This is a genomic window from Kordia sp. E, from assembly GCF_056033805.1.
In genome coordinates this window covers 691,422-715,781 of sequence record NZ_JBRASR010000003.1, presented here as the reverse complement: position 1 = coordinate 715,781, position 24,360 = coordinate 691,422, and the positions used below count along the sequence as shown (strand labels likewise).

The window sequence follows — 24,360 nt, the reverse complement described above, 5'->3', positions numbered from 1 at the left end:
AAAAATACTGAAAAATGACCAAACAAGAAAAGGTTCAGTTTGTAATTGATACACTTCAAAGGATATATCCAGAAATTCCTATTCCGCTCGATCATAAAGATCCGTATACCTTATTAATTGCGGTTTTAATGTCAGCACAAAGTACGGATGTGCGTGTAAATAAAATTACGCCGTTATTGTTCGCGAAAGCTGATAATCCGTATGATATGATCAAACTTTCAGTAGAAGAAATTAGAGATATTATTAGACCAGTTGGTTTATCGCCTATGAAATCGAAAGGTATTCATGGTTTATCACATATTTTGATTGACAAACACAATGGTGAAGTTCCACAAAATTTAGAAGATTTAGAAGAATTACCAGCTGTCGGACATAAAACGGCAAGTGTTGTAATTAGTCAGGCATTCGGAATTCCTGCATTTCCAGTAGATACACACATTCACAGGTTAATGTATCGTTGGAATTTGACCAATGGAAAAAATGTAGTTCAGACGGAGAAAGACGCAAAACGTTTGTTCCCAAAGGAAATTTGGAACGATTTACATTTGCAAATTATATGGTACGGTAGAGAGTATTCTCAAGCGCGCGGTTGGAACTTAGATAATGATATTATTACCAAAACTATTGGAAGAAAGTCAGTAATTGATGACTATTATAAAAATAAAAAGACCCGTAGCTAACGAGTCTTTTCCAAAGTTTAGTTGAGAAGCGTTTCAAACTTCATCCTTTTGTAATTAATAACACTTAAAGCCTTTGAATAGTTCAATAAGAAATTAATTGTTTCCTTTTTCGGCAACATTTTTTTCATTTCAGATGAACTTTTAATGTAATTTTTCGCCATACGTCGTTTTTATATTTAAAAGAACAACGCACAGAATTATATTTTATTGTATTAGTTTGTTAAAACTATATTATGTTTATCGATAACTTTTCGCAAATTAATCAACGCGTAACGCATTCTTCCCAAAGCTGTATTGATACTTACGCCCGTTTTTTCCGAAATTTCTTTAAAGCTTAAGTCCTGATACATACGCATCAATAACACTTCTTTTTGATCAGACGGCAATTCATCAACTAAGCGACGAACATCACGTTCTACCTGATTTTTGATGATTTTTTTCTCCGCATTTAAATCTGTATCACTCAAAACTGAAAAGATATTAAAATCACCGCTGTTGTCATACTTTGGCATTCTATTATTCTTTCTAAAATGATCGATTACCAAATTATGAGAAATACGCATGACCCAAGGTAAAAATTTACCTTCTTCATTATAATTTCCTTTTTTGAGAGTTCTGATCACTTTGATAAAAGTGTCTTGGAAAATGTCTTCTGTAATATCTCTATTCAGAACTTTGGAATATATAAAACTATATATTCTTTGTTTGTGACGCTTAATTAATACGCCGAGCGCACACTCGTCACCTTTAATGTAATTAGATACTAATACTGAATCTTGCAGAATCTGTTCCATAGCAATACTTTTTGTAATTGATAATTATCGAGGCTGATAAAATCTATTTAAATTTTCAAAAGTATTTTTTTGCTATAAGCTTCTGTTTTTTGTGGAATAATTTATAAAGTCAAATATAACAACAATAGTTAAAGAAATGCAAATAAAATTCAATATTTTAACATTTATGCTGAATTTATTGACCTGAAACGCTTGTTTTAAAGAATGAAACAGATATTGTTTAGAATATTCTTTGCATCAAATTCATTTTATTTCGAGTTTTAAAAGCAGTATCTTTGCGATTATTTTTTTACAATGACACAAGATCTAGCGACTATAAATCCAAAAGAAAATATTATTATTAAAGGTGCAAAACTGCACAACCTAAAAAATATTGATGTGGTTATTCCACGTAATAAATTGGTTGTGATTACAGGGCTTTCTGGTTCTGGAAAATCGAGTTTGGCTTTTGATACGTTATATGCAGAAGGACAACGAAGATATGTAGAGAGCTTATCTTCGTATGCACGACAGTTTTTAGGTCGTTTACATAAACCTAAAGTAGATTATATTAAAGGAATTGCACCTGCAATTGCCATTGAACAAAAAGTAAACTCTACCAATCCGCGTTCGTCCGTAGGAACCACCACAGAGATTTATGATTATTTAAAGTTATTGTTTGCCCGAATTGGAAAAACCATCTCTCCTATTTCTGGTAAAGAAGTAAAAAAACATACCGTTTCAGATGTAATTAATTATGTAAAAACATTTGAGGAACGAAGTAAACTTTTATTGTTAGCACCTGTAACGGTTCCTGAAGAACGAAGTGCGTTTCACACAATTAAAGTTTTGGCACAACAAGGATATGCTAGAATTCAAAAGAATAACGAAATCTTACGAATTGATGAAATTAATGAAGATTTTTCAGAAGATTTCTCACTCGTCATTGATCGTATTGTAGTTTCGCATGATGAAGATTTCTACAATCGATTAGCTGATGCGGTTCAAACTGCATTCTTTGAAGGAAAAGGCGAATGCTATATAGAAACCGTTAGCGATCAAAAAAGTGCGCATTTTAGCAATAAATTTGATTTAGACGGAATGAAATTCCTCGAACCAAATGTACATTTATTCAGTTTTAATAATCCTTATGGAGCTTGCCCAAAATGTGAAGGTTACGGAGATGTCATTGGAATTGATTCAGATTTAGTCGTTCCAAACACAGGACTTTCAGTCTATGAAAACGCTATTTTTCCTTGGCGTGGCGAAAGTATGAGTTGGTACAGAGATCAATTGGTGAATAATGCATATCACTTTGATTTCCCTATTCACAAACCTTGGTTTGAGTTGACTGAAGAACATAAAAAACTAGTTTGGAATGGAAATAAATATTTTGAAGGATTGCATCAATTCTTTTCATTCTTAGAAGAGAAAAGTTATAAAATTCAGAATCGTGTGATGTTGTCACGATATCGTGGAAAAACGAAATGTGCCACCTGTGAAGGAAAACGACTGCGAGAAGAAGCTAATTATGTGAAGATTGGTGGAAAAACCATTACTGACTTGGTTGTACTACCGTTGGATGAATTGATAGTTTTCTTTGATGAATTAAAGCTGAGTGAACATGATCAAAATATCGCCAAACGTTTATTAAAAGAAATTAAAAATCGTTTGACTTTTTTAACGAATGTTGGACTCGATTATTTAACACTAAATCGTAAATCGAATTCTCTTTCTGGAGGAGAATCACAACGAATTAACCTAGCAACTTCATTAGGAAGTAGTTTAGTTGGTTCAATGTATATATTAGATGAACCAAGTATTGGCTTGCATCCAAAAGACAGTGAACGCTTAATACAAGTATTGATTTCTCTTCGTGATTTAGGAAATACTGTAATTGTTGTTGAGCATGATGAAGATATTATGCGTGCTGCAGATGAAATTATTGATATTGGTCCAGAAGCTGGAACACTTGGTGGACATGTAGTCGCTTTTGGTGATTATGAAACGATTTTGAAAGCAGATTCGCTGACTGCTAATTACCTCAACCAAACAATCAAAATTGAAGTTCCTTCAACACGTAGAACTTCCAACCATTTTATAAAAATTGTTGGCGCACGTGAAAATAATTTAAAAAATATTGATGTTACGTTTCCTTTAAACATGTTAACTGTTGTTACAGGTGTTTCTGGAAGTGGAAAAAGTTCGTTGGTAAAAAAGATTTTATATCCTTCTATGCTAAAAGAAACTGGCGGATATGGAGAAAAAGCGGGTCAATTCACAAAACTGGAAGGAAAATATAGTACTGTTAATCATATCGAATTCGTTGATCAGAATCCTATTGGACGTTCTTCACGTTCAAACCCTGTAACATATATAAAGGCGTATGACGATATTCGCGCGTTGTATGCAAGTCAGAAATTGTCTAAGATTCGTAATTACAAAACCAAACATTTTTCTTTTAATGTAGATGGTGGACGTTGTGAAACCTGTAAAGGTGAAGGACAAGTAACGATTGAAATGCAGTTTATGGCAGATGTACACTTAGAATGTGAAACATGTGGCGGAAAACGTTTTAAGAAAGAAGTGTTAGAAGTTGCCTTTGAAGGAAAAAATATTGATGATATTTTGACCATGACAATTGATGATGCTATGGATTTCTTTACAAAGCATGAGCAAAAGAAAATTCATCGCAAGTTAAAACCATTACAAGATGTTGGTTTAGGCTATGTAACACTTGGACAAAGTTCGTCTACACTTTCTGGTGGAGAAGCGCAACGTATTAAACTTGCATCATTTTTAGTAAAAGGAAATACGAAAGATAAAGCATTATTTATTTTTGATGAACCTACTACAGGATTGCATTTTCATGATATTAAAAAGTTATTGACTTCATTTGATGCGTTGATTGAAAAAGGGCATTCTATAATTGTAGTTGAACATAATATTGAACTTATTAAATGTGCAGATCATATTATTGATTTGGGTCCAGAAGGTGGAAAAAATGGCGGAACACTTGTTGCATCTGGCACACCAGAAGAAATTGTAAAACAGAAAGCTTCATTCACTGGAAAATATTTGAAAGAAAAGTTATAATTAAAAAACTGTCTAAAAATTTAAAAAAACACGTCATTCTGAATTTATTTCAGAATCTCATACTATTGATTTACAATGATTATGGGAAACCAAATCAAGTTTGGTTTGACGAAAATTTAACTTTTTAGACAGTTTTTTTAGTAAGATTACCTTCTATTATTACTTAATAATACGCTTGTATACTTTTCCTTTTTCAGTATTAATCTGAACAAAGTAAACTCCGCTATCAAGATTTGAAAAATCAAGTTTCACAATTGTATCAGTATTTCTTGTTTTAGTTTGAAGTAATTGTCCATTCATGTTGTACAATTGAATCGTTTCAAACGCAACTTTAGAAGCATCAATCGTTAATTCATCTACAACAGGATTCGGATATACTCTAAAATCATCTAATTCAACATCTGGAGTACTTAGTAATTCCGCATCAATTGTGATTTTAAAACTAGTTGTTACACCAGTTCCTGTATATGTATTCTTCATTCTTACATATATATCTTCTAGTGCTGCTGTGTTTGTATATGCTTCAGGACTTACGATTGCATTTGATCCTGTATTTGCATCTGCTTGTGATAGATGATACGTAAAATCGAAAGAATATATAGCTGTATTAATTGTATTTCCTATCATTCTATCTTCAAACATTGTTAAATCAAATGTTTCTGTTCCATTTGTATCATCATCATTAATAACAATATTATCTGGTTCATCATCTATTATAGGAAATGCTCCAAAAGAGTCATTTCTAACAAACAATACAGTATCAAATACATTATCTAAATGATCAGCAACTACAATCTTTAATCTGTAATTGTGTCCCATTGTCAATTCGTCCATTAACACAAATACTTTTGTTTGTCCATTTAAATTAATAGGAGAATTTGCAGCAGGAATTGATGGAATATTGGTATTTGCAACATCGTAATTGTAACGTTCAAAATATGCTGCATTCGAAGGAGCACAAGTATTGTTATTATCACCTCCACGAACATTGGTAATAGATATTGGTGTCATTGAACCTGGAACTACCGCTATATTTTTAGTAGTTCCTGCATCAATATCTGTTAATAAAAATGCGAAAACATCTCCAAATTGACATTCAAATTGTCCATATTCTTCAGAGGCTAATATAAAGTCCAAGCTTATATTAGGTACATCTGCTACAAAATTAAACGATATATAAGAAGCGTTAAACGTATTTGATGTGGATGTATTTAATTCTAAATCAAGATCTCCTGACCAATTATTAACTCCTCCACTAATAGTAGTCGTATTTGCTCCAGGTACATCAGCGACATTTCCTGTAGACAAAACTAATCCTTCATCAAAAGGAAAGTCAGTTCCGTTTGTATAAAAGTATCCAATACCATTTACACTATTAAAAACTGTTCCTGTTCTGGTAACAAAATTAGAAGCAGGAAAATTAGGGTTTCCTATAAATTGATCTTGTATAATTTCTTGCGCAGTAAATCCTTCATTGATTGTCATTTGGGCATCCGCAAAATTAAACGCAATAAGGCAGAATAAGAGTAGTATTTTTTTCATTGGTAACTGGTTTGTAATTAATGTTGCTACTAAAATACTACACATAAGGGAAAAACAATAATAATACATCTTGCAATTCCACAGATTATGCGAGAAAGTATGTAATTAATTATTTATACTTCTTTAGGATACACGCTTAATAAAGAAAAAACGAAACAATCCATAACATCACAAACGTAACTGGTACTACAAAAATTAAGTAAACAAATGATAGTATACAGGTTTTAATAAATGTTTTGATGTATCCTTGTTCGTAGAATCGTTTTAAGCTAATAATCAGATAGAAGAACGTTGATAAAATTAATAAAACATCAATTACATTGGGAATATCTACAATATAGTTTGTCACTAAAATAATGCTTGAAGCCAAAAACATAAAGGCAAAATAGTAAAAACTAAATACCATATGATGCGCAAAACGTCCTTGTTTTCTGTATAATATTTTTAATAAAAATGCAAAAATAGGAATTAGGAAAAACATAGAAATAGGAATGGTGTCAAAGAATGCTTTTAACAATCCTACACCTCTATTATGTCTAAATTTAATGACTTGTTTCCCAACAAATCTTGCAAACCAACCATCATCATCTTTATAGCCAATTGCTTTTAATTTTTCATCAAGACTAGCATTACTATTTTCTAACGAATCCAATAAATCTGTATCAAAATCGAATCCCAGAACACTAGCGTGCATCTTTTTGTTGCCCGCATTTTTTGTTTTTATAGAATCTTCTTCTAAATTTTCAACTAAGACATTTTTCAATTTAGCTATTGCTAAACTATCAGTGCCTTCCATCTTTGCTGCTTGTATTTCCAAAGCCTTTGCTATAGAATCTCTAACACGATTCGCTTCTGTAACAATCTCCCTTTCCTTACCAAATTGTTCTTTCAGAGAGTTATCAAATTGACGCTGACTAGAACGTGTTGCAATTGAAAATAAAAAGAAAAATACAATTGACGCAAATAAATAAAACTGCGCTGGATGCAAGTATAATAAACGTTTCCCTTTAACAAACTCCTTGGCTAAAAATCCTGGTTTTATTAATAATGGAATGAAACTTCTAAAAAATCGGGCATCAACCGAAAAATAATTCATAATCGTATTATGAAAAAGTAAACGCATACTCAATTTATCATCTACTTTCTGACCACAATTTGGGCAAAAGTTATGATACTGTGTCAATTGATAATCGCAATTGGAGCAATGTTTGGCTTCGGATGACATATGTTTTAGTTACGGTTAGTTGGCATTACAATACACGCAAAGATGCTAAATTCTATTTACAATGAACAATTACACTGCAAATAAATACTTGATAATCTATTAATAATTTTATTTAATTCAACGCAATTTTTTATTATACGATGAACTCAAATTTAGTATGCTAATCTGTACACTTTTCCGTTTTAATGTTACATTTTTAAAGATATTTTTTGAATTACGCTTAAAAAACAACTTCTCAAAACCTACCTAAACTACTAACACATAATGCATTACATTTTTGGCACGCAAATTGGTTTTAACTAAGACAAATAGCGCTCGCCGAAAAGCTTAAAGAGTAGGCATAACCCAAAAAGTATACATTATGAAAAAAATTTACCTTTTATTCGTAGGATTGTTACTAAGTGTAACAACTACACAAGCAAGTGAAACTAGCAACCAACTAGAAACTGCCGAAAATGGGTTAACTAATCGCTATCGTTATGCACAACCGATTAAGTTTGTAGAACGAGGTGTAGAGTTTTTCATTTTCCAAAATGGAGAATTTGATTTTAACACACATCCAACGAATTATAATAGAACACGAAGAGGTTCTATTAATTCAACTTATGGAGCTCCAAGAGTTCGTACAAGAGGAAATCGTTACAATACTAGAAATATTGGTGTTCGTGTAGAACATGATCGTAACGGAAGAGTTCGTAGAATTGGAAATCTATTTATCAACTATGATAGTTACGGAAGAGTAAAAAGAATTGGATCTATATATATGCGTTACCATTACAGACATGGAAAAATTAAACAAGTTGGTGGATTACACTTAAAATATAACCGTAGAGGAAGACTCATAAGACAATATGGAAGTGTAAAACCAATTATAACATGTACGTATTGTGGAGTAAACAATTGTGGAATTGATCATACAGATATTAACTTTGATGATGATTTTCAAAATGGACACGATACACCAGCAAATGATGATGATTTATACTATTACAGAAAAAAAGGAAATCAAAAGAAATTGAAGAAACAATAAATAGTAGTAACCAATAGTAATGTAAAAACCTCGTGAAATGTCTGACTCACGAGGTTTTATTTTTTATAGTATAAAGAAAACGCTCCAACTATTTCTTCGCCGTTTTCATATAATTTCATCAATGATAGAGCCAACTAAACTACAAAAATTAAATCGTGTCAGACGAATATAATTTTTTCTCTTCCATGGTTTCAAGAACTAAAACAGCACTACTATAATTTTTGCCTAAAGTAATTATTTGAAACTACTTTTTAGTATGGCAAAACCTTACTTCCTATCCGTTATTTTGCTTATTTAATGACTTATCATTCAATACCTTTTTTATTAGAAGGTGACTTTGGCACGTTGTTTGGTTTATAATTAGCAAGAACATTAAAACAATCTGTTATGAAAAAAATATTAATTGCACTCACGGGACTCTTCTTCTTTGCTACAACAACAGCAGAAGCAAAACGGACTGAAGCTACAGCAGCTTTTGTTTATAACAACTCATTTTCGTTTGTAGAACAAGGAATTACATTTTCAGTATATAATGACGGAGAGTTTGATTTTTATATCAATCGCCTTCATTCTGGAATTAATGCAAACTTGAATACTGGCGGATTAGATATCAGTTTCAATGCTGGATATAACTACAATCCATACATTCAGTATGATGATTACGGAGCTGTAATTCAAATTGAAAACGTTCCTATTTACTACGATTATTATGGTCGCGTTTTTAGAATCGGAAATATTTCTATGAATTATAATAATTTCGGAAATCTACTTCAAGTAGGAAACATGAATGTATATTATGATAATTACGGACAGTATGCATATACATCAGGTTATATAAATAGATTCAATAGAAGAAATGTTTTTTATGGTAATTGGTTCATTCGTCCAAGTGTAAATTTATGTCTTGTAAATTATAGACCATATAGAAGATATTATACACCAATTCGTTACACGTTTTGTTCACCATATAGAAATAACTTCAGACGTTCATATGCATCTGTAGGGCGTACATATCGTTATGCAGCAAACAATTCAAGAAGAAGTGTGTATAGAAATGACAGAAGAGTTACACGTAGAAATGATGTTGCAGTTAATAATACTAGAAGAAATACAGTAACACGTAACACAAGAACAACTAGGAATAACACACGACTTGCGACAACTAGAAACAATACGCTTCAAAACACAACACGCAACAATACACGTACTACTAGACAAAATAGTACACGTAACACACGTAATAATGTAAGAAGTACTAGAAACGATAGAAATACAGCTACAATTGGAAATGTACGTACAGGTAACTCTAGAATTGATAGAAATAATACCACAAAACCATCACGTACTAATAACGTGAGATCAAGTTCAACTCGAAATAATACTAGAGCAGTTTCACCAACAAGAACGACTCGAAATAATAATTCAGTAAGAAGTACACGAAATACAAACACAAGAGTTGCCAATACATCAAGAGGTAATTCTACTAGAAATAGAGCAACACAAACAAATAGAAGTTCTCAAAGAAGCAACGCTACAAGATCGAATAAAAGATCACGTAATACGGCTTCACAAAGATCTAATCGCTCACAACGAAAAGCTACAAGCTCTCGAAAGAGAACTACTAGAAGTAGAAGTTAACACTTAGTTGTTTAGTTATATAAATTAACCTTGCCTGATATTCTTTACCAAAATATCAGGCAAGGTTTTTTTATGAAAGGTTATGAAGTAAGCTAGCCAATCGTTTAGTCAACGCTTTGCGCGAATATTTTTGTAATCCAATTGGCGAAGTAGTAAGTTGTTCCTTTTTATATAAATGATAATACGCCAAAATTTGCGCTTTTAATGCTTCTTTTTCAGAATATAAAAAGTAGGTTCCAGTATTTGTTTCTTTGATAATTTTTGAAATATCAGCGCCTTCTGGACCAAGTCCAATAATTGGTCGTTCGGCAACCATATATTCAAATATCTTTCCAGCAATAATTCCTTTTGTTTTTTCAGCATTAATTTCAATCAACAACAATACCTGTGAAGTTCGTTGCAATTCCAATGCTTTTTTATGAGAAACATAGCCAAAATATTCTGTATACTTATCTAAACCTACTTCACTAATCATTCGTTTAATACGATCACTTATCACACCGGCGAATTGCAACTGAAAATCTTCAGCAAAATCTGTTTCTTCTTGAAGCAATTCTGCCAAGACTTCCCATAATACTGTAGGATTGCGTTCTGATAATAAAGAACCGATATGTGAAATAGTAAACTTTTCGCTTAATGGTTTGTGTTCATATTTTTCAACATCATAACCATTTGTAATGACTTCTATTGGTTGTGTTGTAATCTCGGAAAATTCTTCTTTTGTAGTAAAACTTGTTGTTATAATTGTATCGGCAGTTTGCAACACTTCAGCTTCTAACTGTTTATGTTTTTGCTTTGATTTCTCAGTTAATTTCAATTCTGCATGATATCCAATCGTTGTCCATGGATCTCTAAAATCTGCTAGCCATTTTATAGTTAACTCCTTTCGTAATTGGAGCCCAATCATATGTAAACTATGTGGAGGACCAGTTGTAATAATAGTATCAATATTTTCTTCTTCAAGATATTTTTTTAAAAACTTCACTGAAGGTTTTATCCAATATTTACGTGCATCAGGAATAAAAAAGTTTCCGCGTATAAAAAGCAATAACTTTTCAATTAAGGTTTGTTTTTCTTTTGCGATAATACCTTTACTGATTTTTTTTGTTTTCTTTTTGGAAAAAATAGTTGCAAGCGAATACGGCTCAAAAATTGATTTCCTCAAAATTGTAATATCTTTTGGAATATCACTTGAAAATGATTCGTCTACAATTGGATAATTAGGGTTTTTAGGAATATATAATACTGGTTCAATGTCAAAATCACGTAAATATTTTACGAATTTTAACCAGCGCTGTACGCCTGGTCCACCAGCTGGCGGCCAATAATATGAAACAATGACTACTTTTTTTGGCATAACTCTGAGGGATTAATTATGCGTTCACTTCTCTCCTACGTCTGAACTCGAAATATAAAGCTCCAATGATTAAAAGTACTAAAATTATGGTACTTGCCAATGAAACTGTAATTCCTGTATCTACAATTTTAGGTTCAAATTTAAAATCAATTGTATGTGTTCCTGCTGGAACTTCTATTCCACGTAACACGTAATTCACACGGTAATGCGGCACTAATTTTCCATCTACATAGGCATTCCAACCATATGGATAATGAATTTCTGAAAATACAGCAAAACCAGCTTCTTTATTTTCTGCCTTGTATGTTAGTTCATTAGGCTTGTATTGAATCAGTTCAATAGTTGATAATGAATCTTTTCCGTATGCTGCTTTTAAATTCTCAGCGGCTTCTTGTCCTTTTCGGAACACAACTTCATTTCGTGTGTTTAATCCTGCTAAAGACAACATTTCTTCATCAGCTGTATCAACAAGGTTTAGTTTATTTACAAACCAAGCATTTCCATTCGGATATGGATTTCGCATCGCTACAGCGCCTGCTCCAGCCTGATCTTGTTCTCCTTCCAAGTCTTTAATGATATACTTTACATTTAGCATATTAATAACGCCGATACTGCGCTCAGTTACTTGAAACTGTTCATTGCCATGATCTAAATAGAAATCATACAATTCTTGAAACTGTCGTGGTTTTGCAGCATGATATCCGCCAAGTGTATTGTGAAAATAAGCTGTACGTGAATTTGCCATTCGCAATCGCGGTTCAAATACACGATAATGCCCTTTATCTTTTAAAATTTGTTTATCAACTTCTAAGGTTCTGTATGGTTGTTCAAATTGTGCTTTTGATACAAATCCTTCCGTAGAAACATAACGCCTTGCAACACCTACTAAATCGAACAATAAAAATCCTACTAGTAAAACAATTACGATATTTTCTTTTAGTTTACCCTTGATGAATGCAAATAAAACTGCCGCCGATACTAGAATTAAAAGTAAAGAACGGATTGAATCGTGTGTGAATATTGCCGAGCGATCTTCACGAATGATCTCCATAAATTCTGGGCCAAAAACTGCTTGTTCATAATAGGCATCATTTAAACCAACAAAATCAAACAATGCCGTTTTAAATAATAAAAAGAATACGATAATTCCGCTAAGAATGGCTGCACTTAAAATTAATGCGCGCTTCTTTTGCTCCGTTTTGACTTCTTTATTGAATAAACTTACCAATGCCAATACACCTAAAATTGGAATACACAATTCTAAAATTACTTGTATGGACGAAACTGCTCTAAACTTACTGTACAATGGAAAGTTTTCCAACATGAAATCTGTAAGCCAGCTTAAATTTTTTCCCCAAGACAATAATAATGACATCAAAATTCCACCGACAAGCCACCATTTTGTTTTATTTCTTACCAAGAATAATCCTAACAATGCCAAGAAAATAATAACTGCTCCAACATAAGCTGGCGCAGCAACAATAGGTTGATCTCCCCAATATGTTGGAATATTACGAACAATATCTCTTGCTTGTGTCGGAGAAATGTTTCGTTGTAATAAAAACTTATACGATTTTGAACCAGTTCCTAAATCTTCAGAATTTGCGCCTCCCATAAATCGTGGAATTAACAAATCAAAAGTTTCAACTTTCCCGTAACTGTACTCTGTAATATATTCTTTGGAAAGTCCTTGTGTTTCTTTTTTGCTTCCGTCTGGCTTAATAGTCAATTCACTTTTACCACGCATACTCCAATCTGCATACTGCTTGGTTGTTAATAAGCTTGCCCCATTGACTCCAATTGCCAAAACTACTGCAACAACTAATAATCCGACAGCTTTAAAAAAGTGTTGTAACTCGTTGTTTTTAAATGCTTTTTTTAAATATTTTTGATCTAGTTTAAAAGGTTTTTCTTTACTGAATAAATAATGAACGAAGTATACCAAACCAAGTATAATAACTAACAACATTAAATAATAGGTCATCTGTGGATGTGCTGTCATAATTTCTAATGACATGGCAACTGCGGTTAGCAAAAATCCCCATATATATTTCCGTTGAAACGTTAGTAGAATTCCCGAAAGCACCAACGGAAAGTACGCTACAGCATGTGCTTTGGCGTTGTGACCAACGCCGAGTATAATAATAAAGTACGTGGAAAACCCGAAGGCGACAGCTCCGAGAAACGCGAGTTTGTAATTGACTCGCATCACCAATAATAAGATATAAATTCCTAGAAAATATAGAAAGAGATAATCTGCAGGTCTTGGTAAAAAACGCAACGTTCTATCAAGCGTTTTTACATATGTGTGCGGATAACGCGCTCCGAGTAAATACGTTGGCATTCCCCCAAAAGCATTGTCTGTCCAATACAATTCTTCTCCTGTAGCATCTCTAAAATCATTTTGTTTTTTTGCCATTCCAGCGTACTGGACAATATCGGTTTGCTGAATTTTTTTTCCTTGTATTACTGGATAAAAATATGCCAACGACATTCCAATGAATAGTACTATTGCTATTACATGAGGAATTATTTTTTTGAAATCTATTTGCACTTGATATTATTTTTTAGCGTGTCAATGAATAAAAGCAATATACTACCCTTTTTTAAAAGGCATAATTGAAGTATTAATCTACTTCTTCAAAATCTATATATTCACCCACTTTTTTTGAAGGTTTTGTTTTTGACGCTTTGTCTATAACTGTTTCACCTTCTCTTGGTTGTTGTTGATTTTGTGCGTGTTGCTTGAATTGTTCTGAAAATTTCTTTTCAGCTTTTTTTGCTACATATCGTAACAGAATTGGCGCAAATAATCTGCCTAAAACACGTAATGCGTAAATGACAAGAATTATAATCGCTATTGTTCGTAGTAAGTTTATTAACATAATCCTGAAAAACCTATATTTTTTCAAAAATACAATTTATGAAGATTTAATATCGTTTTTACTAGATAAAAAACTATATTTTTATGTAGTTTTGACTTTAACCCAATAAAAAATGATGAAAACAAATCCCTTCTTAGCAGTCCTCGGTTTTTTATTTTTATCCACTTCTGCCTTTGCGCAATACACAGAAGTAATCAATTCAAATCGTCCTGGAGCTTCTATTAGTGCTTTTGCCGTTGGAAAAAACGTGTTACAGTTTGAAGGTGGAATGTTTGTAGAACAGCAGAAACACAAGAAGCTAAATACCGAAGTGAAAGCTTTTGGGTTAGATTTTGCTTTGCGTTACGGAATGTTTAAGGAACAACTTGAAATTAGTTGGGAAGGAGCATATCAGTTTGATACATTCACAAATAATTCAACAAATCCAGCATTTGCGTTTAACAGAAATGGTTTTTTATCACATACAATTGGAGCTAAATATATGATTTACGATCCGTATATTAAATCTTCACAAGAAAAACCAAATTTATTGAGTTGGAGAGCAAATAACTCGTTTCGCTGGAAAGATTTAATTCCTGCAATAGGTGTTTACGCTGGAGCGAATTTTATATTTTCAGACAATCCATATTTCCCAAGAAACGAACCTTCTTTCAGTCCTAAAGTTACATTGGCTACACAAAGTCATTTTGCAGGACGTTGGGTTTTTGTTTCTAACATTACATACGATCGTATTACTTCTGACACAAAAGAACTAAGCTATATTTTAACATTGACACATGCGTTTGATAATCCAAAATGGTCTGCATTTGTAGAACACCAAGGAATTGACAGCGATCGTTATGCTGACGCCTTATTTAGAGCTGGTGGCGCATATTTATTAGGTGAAGATTTTCAATTAGATGGTTCAATTGGCGCAAGTATAAAAAATACACCAACACGTTTGTTTGCTTCTATTGGTATTTCATACCGAATTGATGATTGGCACGTTGATGAATTGATTCCAATTGACGAACAAGATCCAAAAGGTGACGAAAAGAAGAAGAAGAAAAAAGATGAAGATGAGTTAAAGAAATTTGAAGATGAAGGTGATGGCGGTTCTATCTAATATCCTTTTTTCAAACTAACCCAAATTGATGATTAATGATTGACATTCGTGAAGCTACTTCTAAAAAGGATTTAAAAACTTTTGTAAAATTCCCATTCGGTCTTTATAAAGGTTCCAAATATTGGGTTCCACCTATTATAAAAGATGAATTAGAAACATTTAATAAAGACAAGAATCCAGCATTTATAGATGCTGACGCACGTTTTTTCTTAGCATATAAAAATGGAAAATTGGTAGGTCGTGTTGCTGCAATTGTCAATTGGATTGAAATTAAAGAACAAAAACTTTCCAAAATGCGTTTTGGTTGGTTTGATATGATTGACGATTTAGAAGTTTCAGGTGCTTTACTTGATAAAGTGGCCGAAATTGGAAGATCGCATAATTTAGAATACATGGAAGGTCCGGTTGGATTTTCAAATTTAGATAAAGTTGGCGTGCTTACGGAAGGGTTTGACCATATTGGAACCATGATTACTTGGTATAATCATCCGTATTATGAAAAACATCTTATTCATCACGGATTAATTAAAGAGAAAGAATATTTAGAAAATAAATTTCCTTTTGAGAATGTAAAGCCGAAGTTTTTTGAGCGTGTACAAAACTTAATCAAGAAACGTTATCAACTTCGCGAACTCAATTTTACGAAGACAAAAGATATAATGCCGTATGTAGATCAAATGTTCGATTTATTTAATGCATCGTACGCTTCGTTGTCTTCTTTTGTTCCTATCAATGATATTCAGAAAGCATATTTTAAAGATCGTTATTTGAACTTTATCAATCCAGAATTTATCAAATTTGTGGTTGATAAAGATGATAAATTAGTTGCTTTTGCAATTGTTATGCCTTCATTTGCGGAAGCATTACAGAAGATGAATGGTAAATTATTTCCTTTTGGGATTTTCCACTTATTAAAAGCTCGAAAAAAACCAAAAAATATTACATTCTACCTAATTGGTGTACATCCTGAATATCAAAGTAAAGGTTTAACCGCCATTTTATTCATGGAATACTACTTAACGTTTACCGAAAAAAATATCGAGACTTGTATCCGAACACCTGAATTAATTGAAAATACAGCAATTCACCAGCTTTGGAAACATTTTAAACCTGTAACACATAAGCGTCGTAAAACGTATAAGCGAAATCTTTAGGTTTCTTAGATGTTAGACTCACTCAACTTCGATCAACGTATTTAAAATAACTCTAAATCGTCATTTCGAGTATTATTGAGATCAAAATATATTTTGATTGAAAATACCTAGCATAAGCTATAGCAAGACAAATTTGTATTGAAAAATATTTCTATTTCACTCAATATGGTACTTAAAAATAGTCTAATCTACTCACTACTAAAATCTCAATACTATCTAAAAAGCAGTTAACACTTCATCAAAAGGAACTTCAAGTTGTGTTCCATCAATCATATTTTTTACAACACAAGTATTGTTTTCCAATTCATCTTCACCAATAAGAATCACAAACGGAATGTTACGCTTATTAGCATAATTCATTTGCTTTTTCATCTTAGCCTTATCTGGATACAACTCTGCACTTTTTCCAGCTTCTCGTAAGGTTTTAATCAGTTTCATAGAAGCAAGCGCTTCTTTCTCACCAAAATTAATACACAATACATCTACTTTATCTGTAACAGTTTCAGGGAACAAACCAAGTTCTTCTAATACCAAGTATATTCGATCCAATCCAAATGAAATTCCAACTCCACTCACATTTTTCAATCCAAAAATCCCTGTCAAATCATCATAACGTCCACCGCCGCCAATAGAACCCATTTTCACGCCTTTTGGTGCAGAAACTTCATAGATTGCTCCTGTATAATAATTCAATCCTCTAGCGAGTGTTATGTCTAAATCTAGGGTTGCCGTTTTTAATCCTAAAACCTCAATAGCTTCAAATACAAATTCTAAATCGGCAATTCCTTTCATTCCTTCTTCAGAACTAGAAAGTAATCCTTTTAATTGTGCTAGTTTTTCGTCTAAACTTCCTGAGAAACCAAATAATGGTTGCACTTTTTCTATCGCTTCCGCAGAAATGCCTTTATTGAGCATTTCGTCTTTCACGCCTTGCTCACCAATTTTATCTAGTTTGTCTAACGCAACTGTAAAATCGATTAATTTGTCCTTTGCTCCTATCACTTCCGCAATTCCAGAAAGGATTTTTCGATTGTTTATTTTGATCGTAACACCTTCTAAACCTAAGTTCGCAAATACTTGATCATATAATTGTACAAATTCCACTTCTTGCCATAAAGACTTTGAACCAACTACATCTGCATCACATTGAAAGAACTCTTGGAATCTTCCATGTTGCGGTCTATCAGCACGCCAAACTGGTTGAATTTGATAGCGTTTAAACGGAAATGTAATATCATTTTGGTGTTGCACCACATATCGTGCAAACGGAACTGTAAGATCATAACGTAAGGCTTTTTCGGCTAACGAATTTGAAAAACGTGCTAAATTTCCATCTTCCAATGCTTTCAAATCAGCTTTCTTAACCTTTTCGCCTGAATTCAGTATTTTAAAAATCAAACGATCACCTTCTTCTCCGTATTTCCCAAGCAACGTTTCAGATTTCTCAAAAGATGGCGTTTCTATTGGCTGAAATCCAAAGCTTTGAAAAGCTATTTTTATAATGTTAAATATGTAGTTACGTTTCGTTACTTCTATTGGAGAAAAATCTCGTGTTCCTTTTGGTATGCTAGGTTTCTGTGCCATGATTCTGTATTGTACAGCAAATATAGTTCTATTTTCTTTTTTGTGTAACTGTTTAATGATTGAAAAATTGAATGATTATAAAATTGAAGTATTTCCTAAACTTTTAGGAGCGGTATTTGAAGATTTAAAAATTATTTTAAAGAAAAAACAATTATTTTTGTAGTCCTAGTAAATACCTAATGTAGGAATTAAGTATTAACACTCGTAAATATAACAATCACATAAACTAGTTTTACAATATTATTAATCATAAAAAACTAATCTTATGGGAAACACAATTGGAGCCACTTCTTGGCTTGACAACAACGGACAAATTCACCTTAGAGTTTACAGTTTACAACAATCAAATGGAAAACTATTAGAAAGATGTTGGGATAGTAACAAATGGTACGATGGTAACCTAACAAATCAGTTTGATGCAATTTCTGGTGCTGGAGCAACTTCATGGCTAGATAAAAGCGGGCAGATTCATATTAGAGTATATGCCGTTGGTACCAATGGTAAAATTATGGAATTTTGTTGGGATAAAGACAAATGGTACTCAGGAGCATTAAGCAATCAATATCAAGGAAGTTCAACTCCACAAGCAGCTTCATGGTACGATAAAGATGGACAAGTGCACATCAGAGTATATGCATACAACCAAGACAATGTACAAAAAGAATATGCTTGGGATGGATCAAAATGGTACATTGGTGCATATACTGAATAACTACATTTTTCAACCTACTATTAAAAAAGAGTTTCTTAAATAAGAAACTCTTTTTCTATTATTATTTTTATTTGAATGCTTAGTTCTAAAATATTGAAGAAAGAATTTAGGTTATTTACTTTTATGGAATAACTTATTTTTTTCTAACTTGTTCTCGTTAAGAATTATCAATCATGAATCTCAAACCAATCAATTGCCCAAAATGCCACGAGGAGCAACCTCGAATTCGAAAACCAAAAGGTTGGAAAGAAATTTTATGGGGCGGAAATACCTGTAAAAACTGTGGCTGTAAAATGGATAGATTCGGTAAAGAACGAAAATGATTTTTTACTGAAATACACCCTATGTTTTCAAAATTATCAACTGTGTTCGAATTGACATTTTAGAAAAATCATACATCTAAAATTGTAAATCGCTTACGCCATCATTGCTTCAAACCATTGAAATAACTGACCTTTGGTAATGTTTGAACCTTGTTGCACTAATGCAAATTTATCCGCATTACGATCTTCTGAATACGCTTTATTTGCTGTTAAAATTTCCACTTCTTCCGTAGAATAGTTATCACGTAACCATGCAAACCCTTCTTTTGTTGTAATATCAATACCTTCTTGAAGCACTTTGACAGCAATTAATTTCATTTCATTTTCACCTAAGTGAAATAAATATAAATGTTGCGCCGAAATATTTTCTAAATAGGCAGCTTGCGTCAATACACCTTCCCAAACTAAATCACTAAATACATCAACTTCTTGTTCAGCAACTGCTGGCTTTTCAGTTTTCAACTTGCTCCATTCATCTGCTGTGATGGACTGTGTTGCTAAAAAGTTGATAAATTCTTGGTGTAATTCTTCTAATTGTTCTTTTGTAAGTCTTGCGTATTTCATGATATTCTAAACTAAAAGTGCTTGCTGTTTTGCAAATGAGCGTGCAAATTTACAACTATTACATTATTTCCCATAAAAAAAGCCACTCAAAATTGAGTGGCTTTACACAAACGATATTTGTTTGTTTTATTTTGCTTCTGCAATAACTTCGAATGGTAAGTCTACAACTACACTTCTGTGTAATCTTACTTTCGCTTCGTATTTACCAGTTCTTTTAACACTTCCACCGATAACCTTGATAAATTTTCTATCAAGTGAATGACCAGCTTTTTCAAGTGCTTCAACTAAGTTAATATTGTTTACAGATCCGAAAAGTTTAGTTCCAACACCTGTTTTTGCAGTAATCTTAATTTCTAAGTCTAACAATGCTTTCGCAACTGCGTTAGCCTCACCAACTAATTTCTCTTCTTTGTATGCTTTTTGTTTCAAGTTCTCTGCCAAAACTTTTTTAGCTGAACTTGTTGCTAACGTTGCAAATCCTTGAGGAATTAAGTAGTTTCTTCCGTATCCGTTTTTTACAGTTACGACGTCATCTTTAAATCCTAAATTTTCAACGTCTTGTCTTAAAATAAGTTCCATAATGTGTCTCTATTTTATTTTAACATATCGCCAACATATGGCATTAATGCTAAGTGACGTGCTCTTTTTACAGCTACAGACACTTTTCGTTGATATTTTAATGAAGTTCCTGTTAAACGACGTGGTAATAATTTACCTTGTTCGTTTACGAATTTGATTAAGAAGTCTGGATCTTTATAATCGATATACTTGATACCAGATTTCTTGAAACGGCAATATTTCTTTGCCTTCGTAGTCTCTATGTTTAAAGGAGTTAAATATCTAATTTCACCTTCCTTTTTTCCTTTTGCTTGTTGTTCTATTGACGACATAATTTCTTAAGATTTAGCGGTTTTTCTATTTCTTCTTTTCTCTGCCCAAGCAATAGCATGTTTGTCTAACCTTACAGTTAAATAACGCATGATACGCTCGTCACGTCTAAATTCTAGCTCATAAGGAGTAATAACTTCTCCTGGTGCTTGGAATTCGAATAAGTGATAGAAACCACTTTTTTTGTGCTGAATTGGGTAAGCTAACTTTTTTAGTCCCCAATCTTCCTTTGAAATCATTTTTCCACCTCTAGAAACAACGAAATCTTCAAATTTCTTTACTGTTTCCTTTATCTGAGTTTCAGATAAAACGGGATTTAAAATGAAAACAGTTTCATAATGATTCATAAATACTATTTTTTAATTAAAAATGAGCGCAAATTTACTGTTTTATAATTTGAATGCAAATAAAAAACAATCTTTTTTTTGTGCAAATATGTAATAAAATCCGTAATAAAACCGCGATTTTGTTGCGACTTTGATTTATTTTTTATAACATTGCATGTACCCAAATTTGATAAAATCGCTTTTAACATATGAAGCTTAACTGTATTATCGTAGATGATTCTTCTATACAGCGCATGGCTGTGGCGAAGTTGACGCTAAACCATCCATCTTTGAACCTCATTGCTGAGTACAGCAATGCTATAGAGGCAAAGAATGGACTGAAAACGAACAATGTCGATTTAATCTTTTTGGATATTGAAATGCCTGTTTTAAATGGATTTGACTTGCTAGAGTCTTTAAAAAATCCACCACAAGTAATCATGGTTACTGGAAAAACTGAATATGCTTTTAAGGCATTTAACTATGATGTTACTGACTTCTTACACAAACCTTTAACGAAAGATCGTTTTGACAAAGCCATTTCGCGTGCGCTTGATAAATCTAATTATGGTGGAAAAAGTGCCGAAGATGATGATCATATTTTCGTGAAAAGTAATTTGAAGAAGCGTAAGGTTATTTTAAACAGTATAAAATGGATTGAAGCATTAGGTGATTATGTAAAGTTAGTTACTGATGATAGCAATATTGTTGTTTTGTCTACCATGAAAGCTTTTGAAAAGCAGTTACCTGAGAATAAATTTTTACGAATTCACAAATCCTACATCGTGAATTTGGACAAAGTTGATCGTTTTAATAGTAAGAATGTTGAAATTTCAGGTCAATTAATTCCATTAAGTAGAAATAAGAAAGTAGAACTTTCTGAAGCACTTTCTAATATTTAGAAGATCTAAATACTATTTCTTAATTACTTCTCGATACTATTCTTTCTGAAAATCACTCGAAGTGACGTTTTTTTTAACTTAATATTAAGTCATTCACTTCCTTATACCACTTTAAACTGTATCCACATCAATAATCACACGTACACTTCTATAGTTTGCTATTGAAGAAAAACTATTCTTTATACGATTGATCACATCTTTTGTCTTTGCCAACGATTGTTGCTTTGGTATTTTCAATAAAATATGTTTCAAGTATAGATTTCGAATTCTAGCAATTGCGGGGAATTCTGGTCCCAATACGTTTTCTCCAAAACTATTACGAAGCGATTTTGCAAACCAAGCCGCACTTTCATTGACACGATTGTATTCTTTGTGTTTGAGTGTAATTTTAATTAATCTATAGAAAGGCGGATAATGAAATTGTCGTCGATCATTGAGTTGATCTTTAAACATTTCTTCATAATTTCCAACCGAAACTTGTTGCAGTATTTGATGATACGGATTATACGTTTGCACAATTACTTTTCCACGCTTTTTTGTTCTTCCGGCTCTACCGGCAACTTGCTGAATGAGCTGAAAACTACGTTCATGTGCTCTAAAATCAGGGAAATTCAACATGCTATCTGCATTCATGATTCCAACCAAATTCACATTTCTAAAATCCAATCCTTTTGTCAGCATTTGCGTTCCTACTAAGACTTGAATTTCTTGTTGCTCAAACGCAGAAATGATTTTTTGATATCCGTATTTCCCACGTGTTGTATCTAAATCCATTCGCCCAATTTTTACTTCGGGCATTAGTTCTTTTAATTCCTCTTCTATTTGCTGCGTTCCAAAACCTTTTGAATCTAATTCAGTACTTCCACACGCCAAACATTGATGCTGCATGGCAATGTGATGACTACAATAGTGACAACGCAATTGATTTTTGTAATGATGAAACGTTAAACTTACATCACAATTGGGACATTGTGGCGAATGTCCACATGTATTACATTCAATAATTGGCGCATAACCACGCCTGTTTTGAAATAGAATTATCTGTTCGCCATTTTCAAGCGTTTCTTCCATTTCTTCTAGCAAACGGTCAGAAAAATGACCTTTCATACGTTTTTTACGATGCTTTTCCTTGATATCGACTAATTCCATATCTGGCAATAAAACATTTCCATAACGCCGTGTAATCGTCGCGATGGCATATTTATTTGTTTTCGCATTGTGATAACTTTCTATACTTGGTGTAGCCGAACCTAGTATTATTTTTCCTTGATGCATTTTTGCCAATACAATTGCCGCATCACGTGCGTGATATCGTGGTGCTGGATCAAATTGTTTGAAAGATGTTTCATGCTCTTCATCCACTATGATTAAACCTAAGTTTGAAAATGGTAAAAATAACGAAGACCGCGCACCTAACACAATTTGAGCTTTCGGCTTATTTTCCAACACATTGTTCCAAACCTCAACACGTTCATGAACTGAATATTTGGAATGGTAGATGGCAACTTTTTCGCCAAAATATTGCTGTAATCGCGAGATTAATTGTGTTGTTAATGCAATTTCTGGCAACAGATATAATACTTGTTTTCCAGTTTGTATAATTTCTTCAATCAACTTTACATAGACTTCCGTTTTTCCAGAAGATGTGATTCCGTATAACAAACAAACATCTTGCGTTTTAAAGGCTGATTTGATGGTTTCATACGCTTCCACTTGATATTCATTGAGTTCTTTAGAAGCTTCCGTTTCATCGCCATTATACTCTACTCTATCTTTTTGAATGTAGTATTCCTCAAGAATTTCTTTATTAACCAACGTTTTTATAATTGCAGAACTTGCTTTGCTTTGCTTACTTAATTCCTTGACTGTAATTGGCTTTTTGGTCGTAGCCGAAAGTGAAAATAATGTAAGAATGACTTCACGTTGTTTTTTTGCTCTGCTTAATGTTTCAAGTAGTGTTTGTAGATTTTCTTCCTTTGTGTATGTTTCATGAAGCTTTACGTAGCGAACTAATTTTGGTTTGTATTGCTCGTAAATTTCTTCGTATACCTGAATTACTTCTTTGTCAATTAACCGCTTTAAAACTGGTAACACATTCTTCTTCTCAAGAATACTACTTATTTCCTGAATCTTCAATAATGATTGATGCTGCAAGGCTTCAAAGATTAGAAACTCATCATCTTTTAATTCATTTTCATTTATCTCAGAGTTTTCATTTTTAGAAATTATTGTTTCACTTTCTAATAGAAAAGCACTTGGAACAGCCGAACGAAATACTTCGCCCAAACTAGACATGTAGTAATCTGAAATCCATTGCCAATGCTGCAATTGTTGTTTGGTAACAATTGGGTGTTCGTCTAAAATTTGTTGAATTTCTTTTGCTTCGTATACTTCAGGAGCAATTTGATGAATCTTATACACCAAAGCGGAATATACTTTGCTTTTCCCAAACGGAACAGCGACACGCATTCCTTGTTGTAGAAATTGTGCTTCTGCTTCGGTTATACTATACGTAAATAGTCGTTGAAGCGGAATTGGTAATATGACATCAATGAAATAAGCCATTTTTCAAAGGT

21 protein-coding genes are annotated in these 24,360 nt (G+C 32.6%); 9 read left to right on the top strand and 12 right to left on the bottom strand.

Annotation, left to right across the window (positions count from 1 at the left end; translation table 11 throughout):
- The first annotated feature begins 14 nt into the window (after nucleotides 1–14).
- A complete protein-coding gene (locus ACUUYC_RS16360; protein ID WP_474267630.1) occupies nucleotides 15–680 on the top strand; it encodes an endonuclease III domain-containing protein in 666 nt (221 codons plus the stop codon).
- A 212-nt stretch (nucleotides 681–892) separates the two neighbouring features.
- On the opposite strand, the gene ACUUYC_RS16355 is transcribed toward ACUUYC_RS16360, so the two are convergent.
- On the bottom strand, nucleotides 893–1,474 hold the full coding sequence (locus tag ACUUYC_RS16355; RefSeq protein ID WP_474267628.1) for an RNA polymerase sigma factor: 582 nt from the start codon (nucleotides 1,472–1,474) through the stop codon (nucleotides 893–895).
- Between the two features lie 294 nt (nucleotides 1,475–1,768).
- Between ACUUYC_RS16355 and uvrA the strand changes: the two genes are divergently transcribed.
- Complete coding sequence (gene uvrA, locus ACUUYC_RS16350) at nucleotides 1,769–4,549, top strand: excinuclease ABC subunit UvrA (RefSeq protein ID WP_474267625.1); 2,781 nt, start codon at nucleotides 1,769–1,771, stop codon at nucleotides 4,547–4,549.
- 159 nt (nucleotides 4,550–4,708) lie between these two features.
- On the opposite strand, the gene ACUUYC_RS16345 is transcribed toward uvrA, so the two are convergent.
- A complete protein-coding gene (locus tag ACUUYC_RS16345) occupies nucleotides 4,709–6,091 on the bottom strand; it encodes a choice-of-anchor L domain-containing protein (RefSeq protein WP_474267623.1) in 1,383 nt (460 codons plus the stop codon).
- A gap of 136 nt (nucleotides 6,092–6,227) precedes the next feature.
- Nucleotides 6,228–7,316, bottom strand: a complete 1,089-nt coding sequence (locus tag ACUUYC_RS16340) for a DUF3667 domain-containing protein (RefSeq protein ID WP_474267621.1) — start codon at nucleotides 7,314–7,316, stop codon at nucleotides 6,228–6,230.
- Between the two features lie 361 nt (nucleotides 7,317–7,677).
- On the opposite strand from ACUUYC_RS16340, the gene ACUUYC_RS16335 reads away from it, so the two are divergent.
- The gene (locus ACUUYC_RS16335; RefSeq protein WP_474267619.1) at nucleotides 7,678–8,346 is read left to right on the top strand and encodes a hypothetical protein; all 669 of its coding nucleotides are present in this window, start codon (nucleotides 7,678–7,680) and stop codon (nucleotides 8,344–8,346) included.
- A gap of 387 nt (nucleotides 8,347–8,733) precedes the next feature.
- Nucleotides 8,734–9,984, top strand: a complete 1,251-nt coding sequence (locus tag ACUUYC_RS16330; RefSeq protein WP_474267617.1) for a hypothetical protein — start codon at nucleotides 8,734–8,736, stop codon at nucleotides 9,982–9,984.
- 70 nt (nucleotides 9,985–10,054) lie between these two features.
- On the opposite strand, the gene ACUUYC_RS16325 is transcribed toward ACUUYC_RS16330, so the two are convergent.
- From ACUUYC_RS16325 to ACUUYC_RS16315, 3 genes are all read right to left on the bottom strand, one after another.
- Nucleotides 10,055–11,341, bottom strand: a complete 1,287-nt coding sequence (locus ACUUYC_RS16325; RefSeq protein ID WP_474267615.1) for a glycosyltransferase family 4 protein — start codon at nucleotides 11,339–11,341, stop codon at nucleotides 10,055–10,057.
- Nucleotides 11,342–11,357: 16 nt separating this feature from the next.
- On the bottom strand, nucleotides 11,358–13,895 hold the full coding sequence (locus tag ACUUYC_RS16320) for a YfhO family protein (RefSeq protein WP_474267613.1): 2,538 nt from the start codon (nucleotides 13,893–13,895) through the stop codon (nucleotides 11,358–11,360).
- 73 nt (nucleotides 13,896–13,968) lie between these two features.
- Nucleotides 13,969–14,226 (bottom strand): DUF4834 family protein, encoded by a 258-nt coding sequence (locus ACUUYC_RS16315; protein WP_474267611.1) that lies wholly within the window; start codon nucleotides 14,224–14,226, stop codon nucleotides 13,969–13,971.
- Nucleotides 14,227–14,338: 112 nt separating this feature from the next.
- Between ACUUYC_RS16315 and ACUUYC_RS16310 the strand changes: the two genes are divergently transcribed.
- Together ACUUYC_RS16310 and ACUUYC_RS16305 are read left to right on the top strand one after the other, a co-directional pair.
- Nucleotides 14,339–15,331, top strand: a complete 993-nt coding sequence (locus tag ACUUYC_RS16310) for a transporter (protein WP_474267609.1) — start codon at nucleotides 14,339–14,341, stop codon at nucleotides 15,329–15,331.
- Nucleotides 15,332–15,366: 35 nt separating this feature from the next.
- A complete protein-coding gene (locus ACUUYC_RS16305) occupies nucleotides 15,367–16,485 on the top strand; it encodes a GTP cyclohydrolase (protein ID WP_474267607.1) in 1,119 nt (372 codons plus the stop codon).
- 216 nt (nucleotides 16,486–16,701) lie between these two features.
- On the opposite strand, the gene hisS is transcribed toward ACUUYC_RS16305, so the two are convergent.
- On the bottom strand, nucleotides 16,702–18,069 hold the full coding sequence (gene hisS, locus ACUUYC_RS16300) for a histidine--tRNA ligase (protein ID WP_474267605.1): 1,368 nt from the start codon (nucleotides 18,067–18,069) through the stop codon (nucleotides 16,702–16,704).
- A 265-nt stretch (nucleotides 18,070–18,334) separates the two neighbouring features.
- Between hisS and ACUUYC_RS16295 the strand changes: the two genes are divergently transcribed.
- Both ACUUYC_RS16295 and ACUUYC_RS16290 read left to right on the top strand, forming a co-directional pair.
- Entirely contained in the window at nucleotides 18,335–18,781 is a 447-nt protein-coding gene (locus tag ACUUYC_RS16295) for a hypothetical protein (protein ID WP_474267603.1), read from the top strand.
- Nucleotides 18,782–18,954: 173 nt separating this feature from the next.
- Nucleotides 18,955–19,104, top strand: a complete 150-nt coding sequence (locus ACUUYC_RS16290) for a hypothetical protein (RefSeq protein ID WP_474267601.1) — start codon at nucleotides 18,955–18,957, stop codon at nucleotides 19,102–19,104.
- Nucleotides 19,105–19,197: 93 nt separating this feature from the next.
- Here the strand turns inward: ACUUYC_RS16290 and ACUUYC_RS16285 are convergent, their stop codons facing one another.
- The 4 genes from ACUUYC_RS16285 to rpsF all read right to left on the bottom strand — a co-directional run bounded on the left by ACUUYC_RS16285 (nucleotide 19,198) and on the right by rpsF (nucleotide 20,903).
- Nucleotides 19,198–19,668 (bottom strand): DUF6495 family protein, encoded by a 471-nt coding sequence (locus ACUUYC_RS16285; RefSeq protein ID WP_474267599.1) that lies wholly within the window; start codon nucleotides 19,666–19,668, stop codon nucleotides 19,198–19,200.
- Between the two features lie 126 nt (nucleotides 19,669–19,794).
- Complete coding sequence (rplI, locus tag ACUUYC_RS16280; RefSeq protein ID WP_474267597.1) at nucleotides 19,795–20,247, bottom strand: 50S ribosomal protein L9; 453 nt, start codon at nucleotides 20,245–20,247, stop codon at nucleotides 19,795–19,797.
- 14 nt (nucleotides 20,248–20,261) lie between these two features.
- The gene (gene rpsR, locus ACUUYC_RS16275; protein ID WP_187563951.1) at nucleotides 20,262–20,561 is read right to left on the bottom strand and encodes a 30S ribosomal protein S18; all 300 of its coding nucleotides are present in this window, start codon (nucleotides 20,559–20,561) and stop codon (nucleotides 20,262–20,264) included.
- Nucleotides 20,562–20,564: 3 nt separating this feature from the next.
- Complete coding sequence (gene rpsF, locus ACUUYC_RS16270) at nucleotides 20,565–20,903, bottom strand: 30S ribosomal protein S6 (RefSeq protein ID WP_298420285.1); 339 nt, start codon at nucleotides 20,901–20,903, stop codon at nucleotides 20,565–20,567.
- A 188-nt stretch (nucleotides 20,904–21,091) separates the two neighbouring features.
- Here rpsF and ACUUYC_RS16265 point away from each other — a divergent pair, with 188 nt between their 5' ends.
- Complete coding sequence (locus ACUUYC_RS16265) at nucleotides 21,092–21,784, top strand: LytR/AlgR family response regulator transcription factor (protein ID WP_474267595.1); 693 nt, start codon at nucleotides 21,092–21,094, stop codon at nucleotides 21,782–21,784.
- A gap of 111 nt (nucleotides 21,785–21,895) precedes the next feature.
- On the opposite strand, the gene priA is transcribed toward ACUUYC_RS16265, so the two are convergent.
- Entirely contained in the window at nucleotides 21,896–24,349 is a 2,454-nt protein-coding gene (gene priA, locus ACUUYC_RS16260; RefSeq protein WP_474267593.1) for a replication restart helicase PriA, read from the bottom strand.
- Between the last annotated feature and the right edge of the window lie 11 nt (nucleotides 24,350–24,360).

Bases quoted from the DNA above. Each gene is read 5' to 3' on its own strand.
- ACUUYC_RS16360 (WP_474267630.1), top strand. From the start codon at position 15: ATGACCAAACAAGAAAAGGTTCAGTTTGTAATTGATACACTTCAAAGG.
- ACUUYC_RS16355 (WP_474267628.1), bottom strand. From the start codon at position 1,474: ATGGAACAGATTCTGCAAGATTCAGTATTAGTATCTAATTACATTAAA.
- uvrA (WP_474267625.1), top strand. From the start codon at position 1,769: ATGACACAAGATCTAGCGACTATAAATCCAAAAGAAAATATTATTATT.
- ACUUYC_RS16345 (WP_474267623.1), bottom strand. From the start codon at position 6,091: ATGAAAAAAATACTACTCTTATTCTGCCTTATTGCGTTTAATTTTGCG.
- ACUUYC_RS16340 (WP_474267621.1), bottom strand. From the start codon at position 7,316: ATGTCATCCGAAGCCAAACATTGCTCCAATTGCGATTATCAATTGACA.
- ACUUYC_RS16335 (WP_474267619.1), top strand. From the start codon at position 7,678: ATGAAAAAAATTTACCTTTTATTCGTAGGATTGTTACTAAGTGTAACA.
- ACUUYC_RS16330 (WP_474267617.1), top strand. From the start codon at position 8,734: ATGAAAAAAATATTAATTGCACTCACGGGACTCTTCTTCTTTGCTACA.
- ACUUYC_RS16325 (WP_474267615.1), bottom strand. From the start codon at position 11,341: ATGCCAAAAAAAGTAGTCATTGTTTCATATTATTGGCCGCCAGCTGGT.
- ACUUYC_RS16315 (WP_474267611.1), bottom strand. From the start codon at position 14,226: ATGTTAATAAACTTACTACGAACAATAGCGATTATAATTCTTGTCATT.
- ACUUYC_RS16310 (WP_474267609.1), top strand. From the start codon at position 14,339: ATGATGAAAACAAATCCCTTCTTAGCAGTCCTCGGTTTTTTATTTTTA.
- ACUUYC_RS16305 (WP_474267607.1), top strand. From the start codon at position 15,367: ATGATTGACATTCGTGAAGCTACTTCTAAAAAGGATTTAAAAACTTTT.
- hisS (WP_474267605.1), bottom strand. From the start codon at position 18,069: ATGGCACAGAAACCTAGCATACCAAAAGGAACACGAGATTTTTCTCCA.
- ACUUYC_RS16295 (WP_474267603.1), top strand. From the start codon at position 18,335: ATGGGAAACACAATTGGAGCCACTTCTTGGCTTGACAACAACGGACAA.
- ACUUYC_RS16290 (WP_474267601.1), top strand. From the start codon at position 18,955: ATGAATCTCAAACCAATCAATTGCCCAAAATGCCACGAGGAGCAACCT.
- ACUUYC_RS16285 (WP_474267599.1), bottom strand. From the start codon at position 19,668: ATGAAATACGCAAGACTTACAAAAGAACAATTAGAAGAATTACACCAA.
- rplI (WP_474267597.1), bottom strand. From the start codon at position 20,247: ATGGAACTTATTTTAAGACAAGACGTTGAAAATTTAGGATTTAAAGAT.
- rpsF (WP_298420285.1), bottom strand. From the start codon at position 20,903: ATGAATCATTATGAAACTGTTTTCATTTTAAATCCCGTTTTATCTGAA.
- ACUUYC_RS16265 (WP_474267595.1), top strand. From the start codon at position 21,092: ATGAAGCTTAACTGTATTATCGTAGATGATTCTTCTATACAGCGCATG.
- priA (WP_474267593.1), bottom strand. From the start codon at position 24,349: ATGGCTTATTTCATTGATGTCATATTACCAATTCCGCTTCAACGACTA.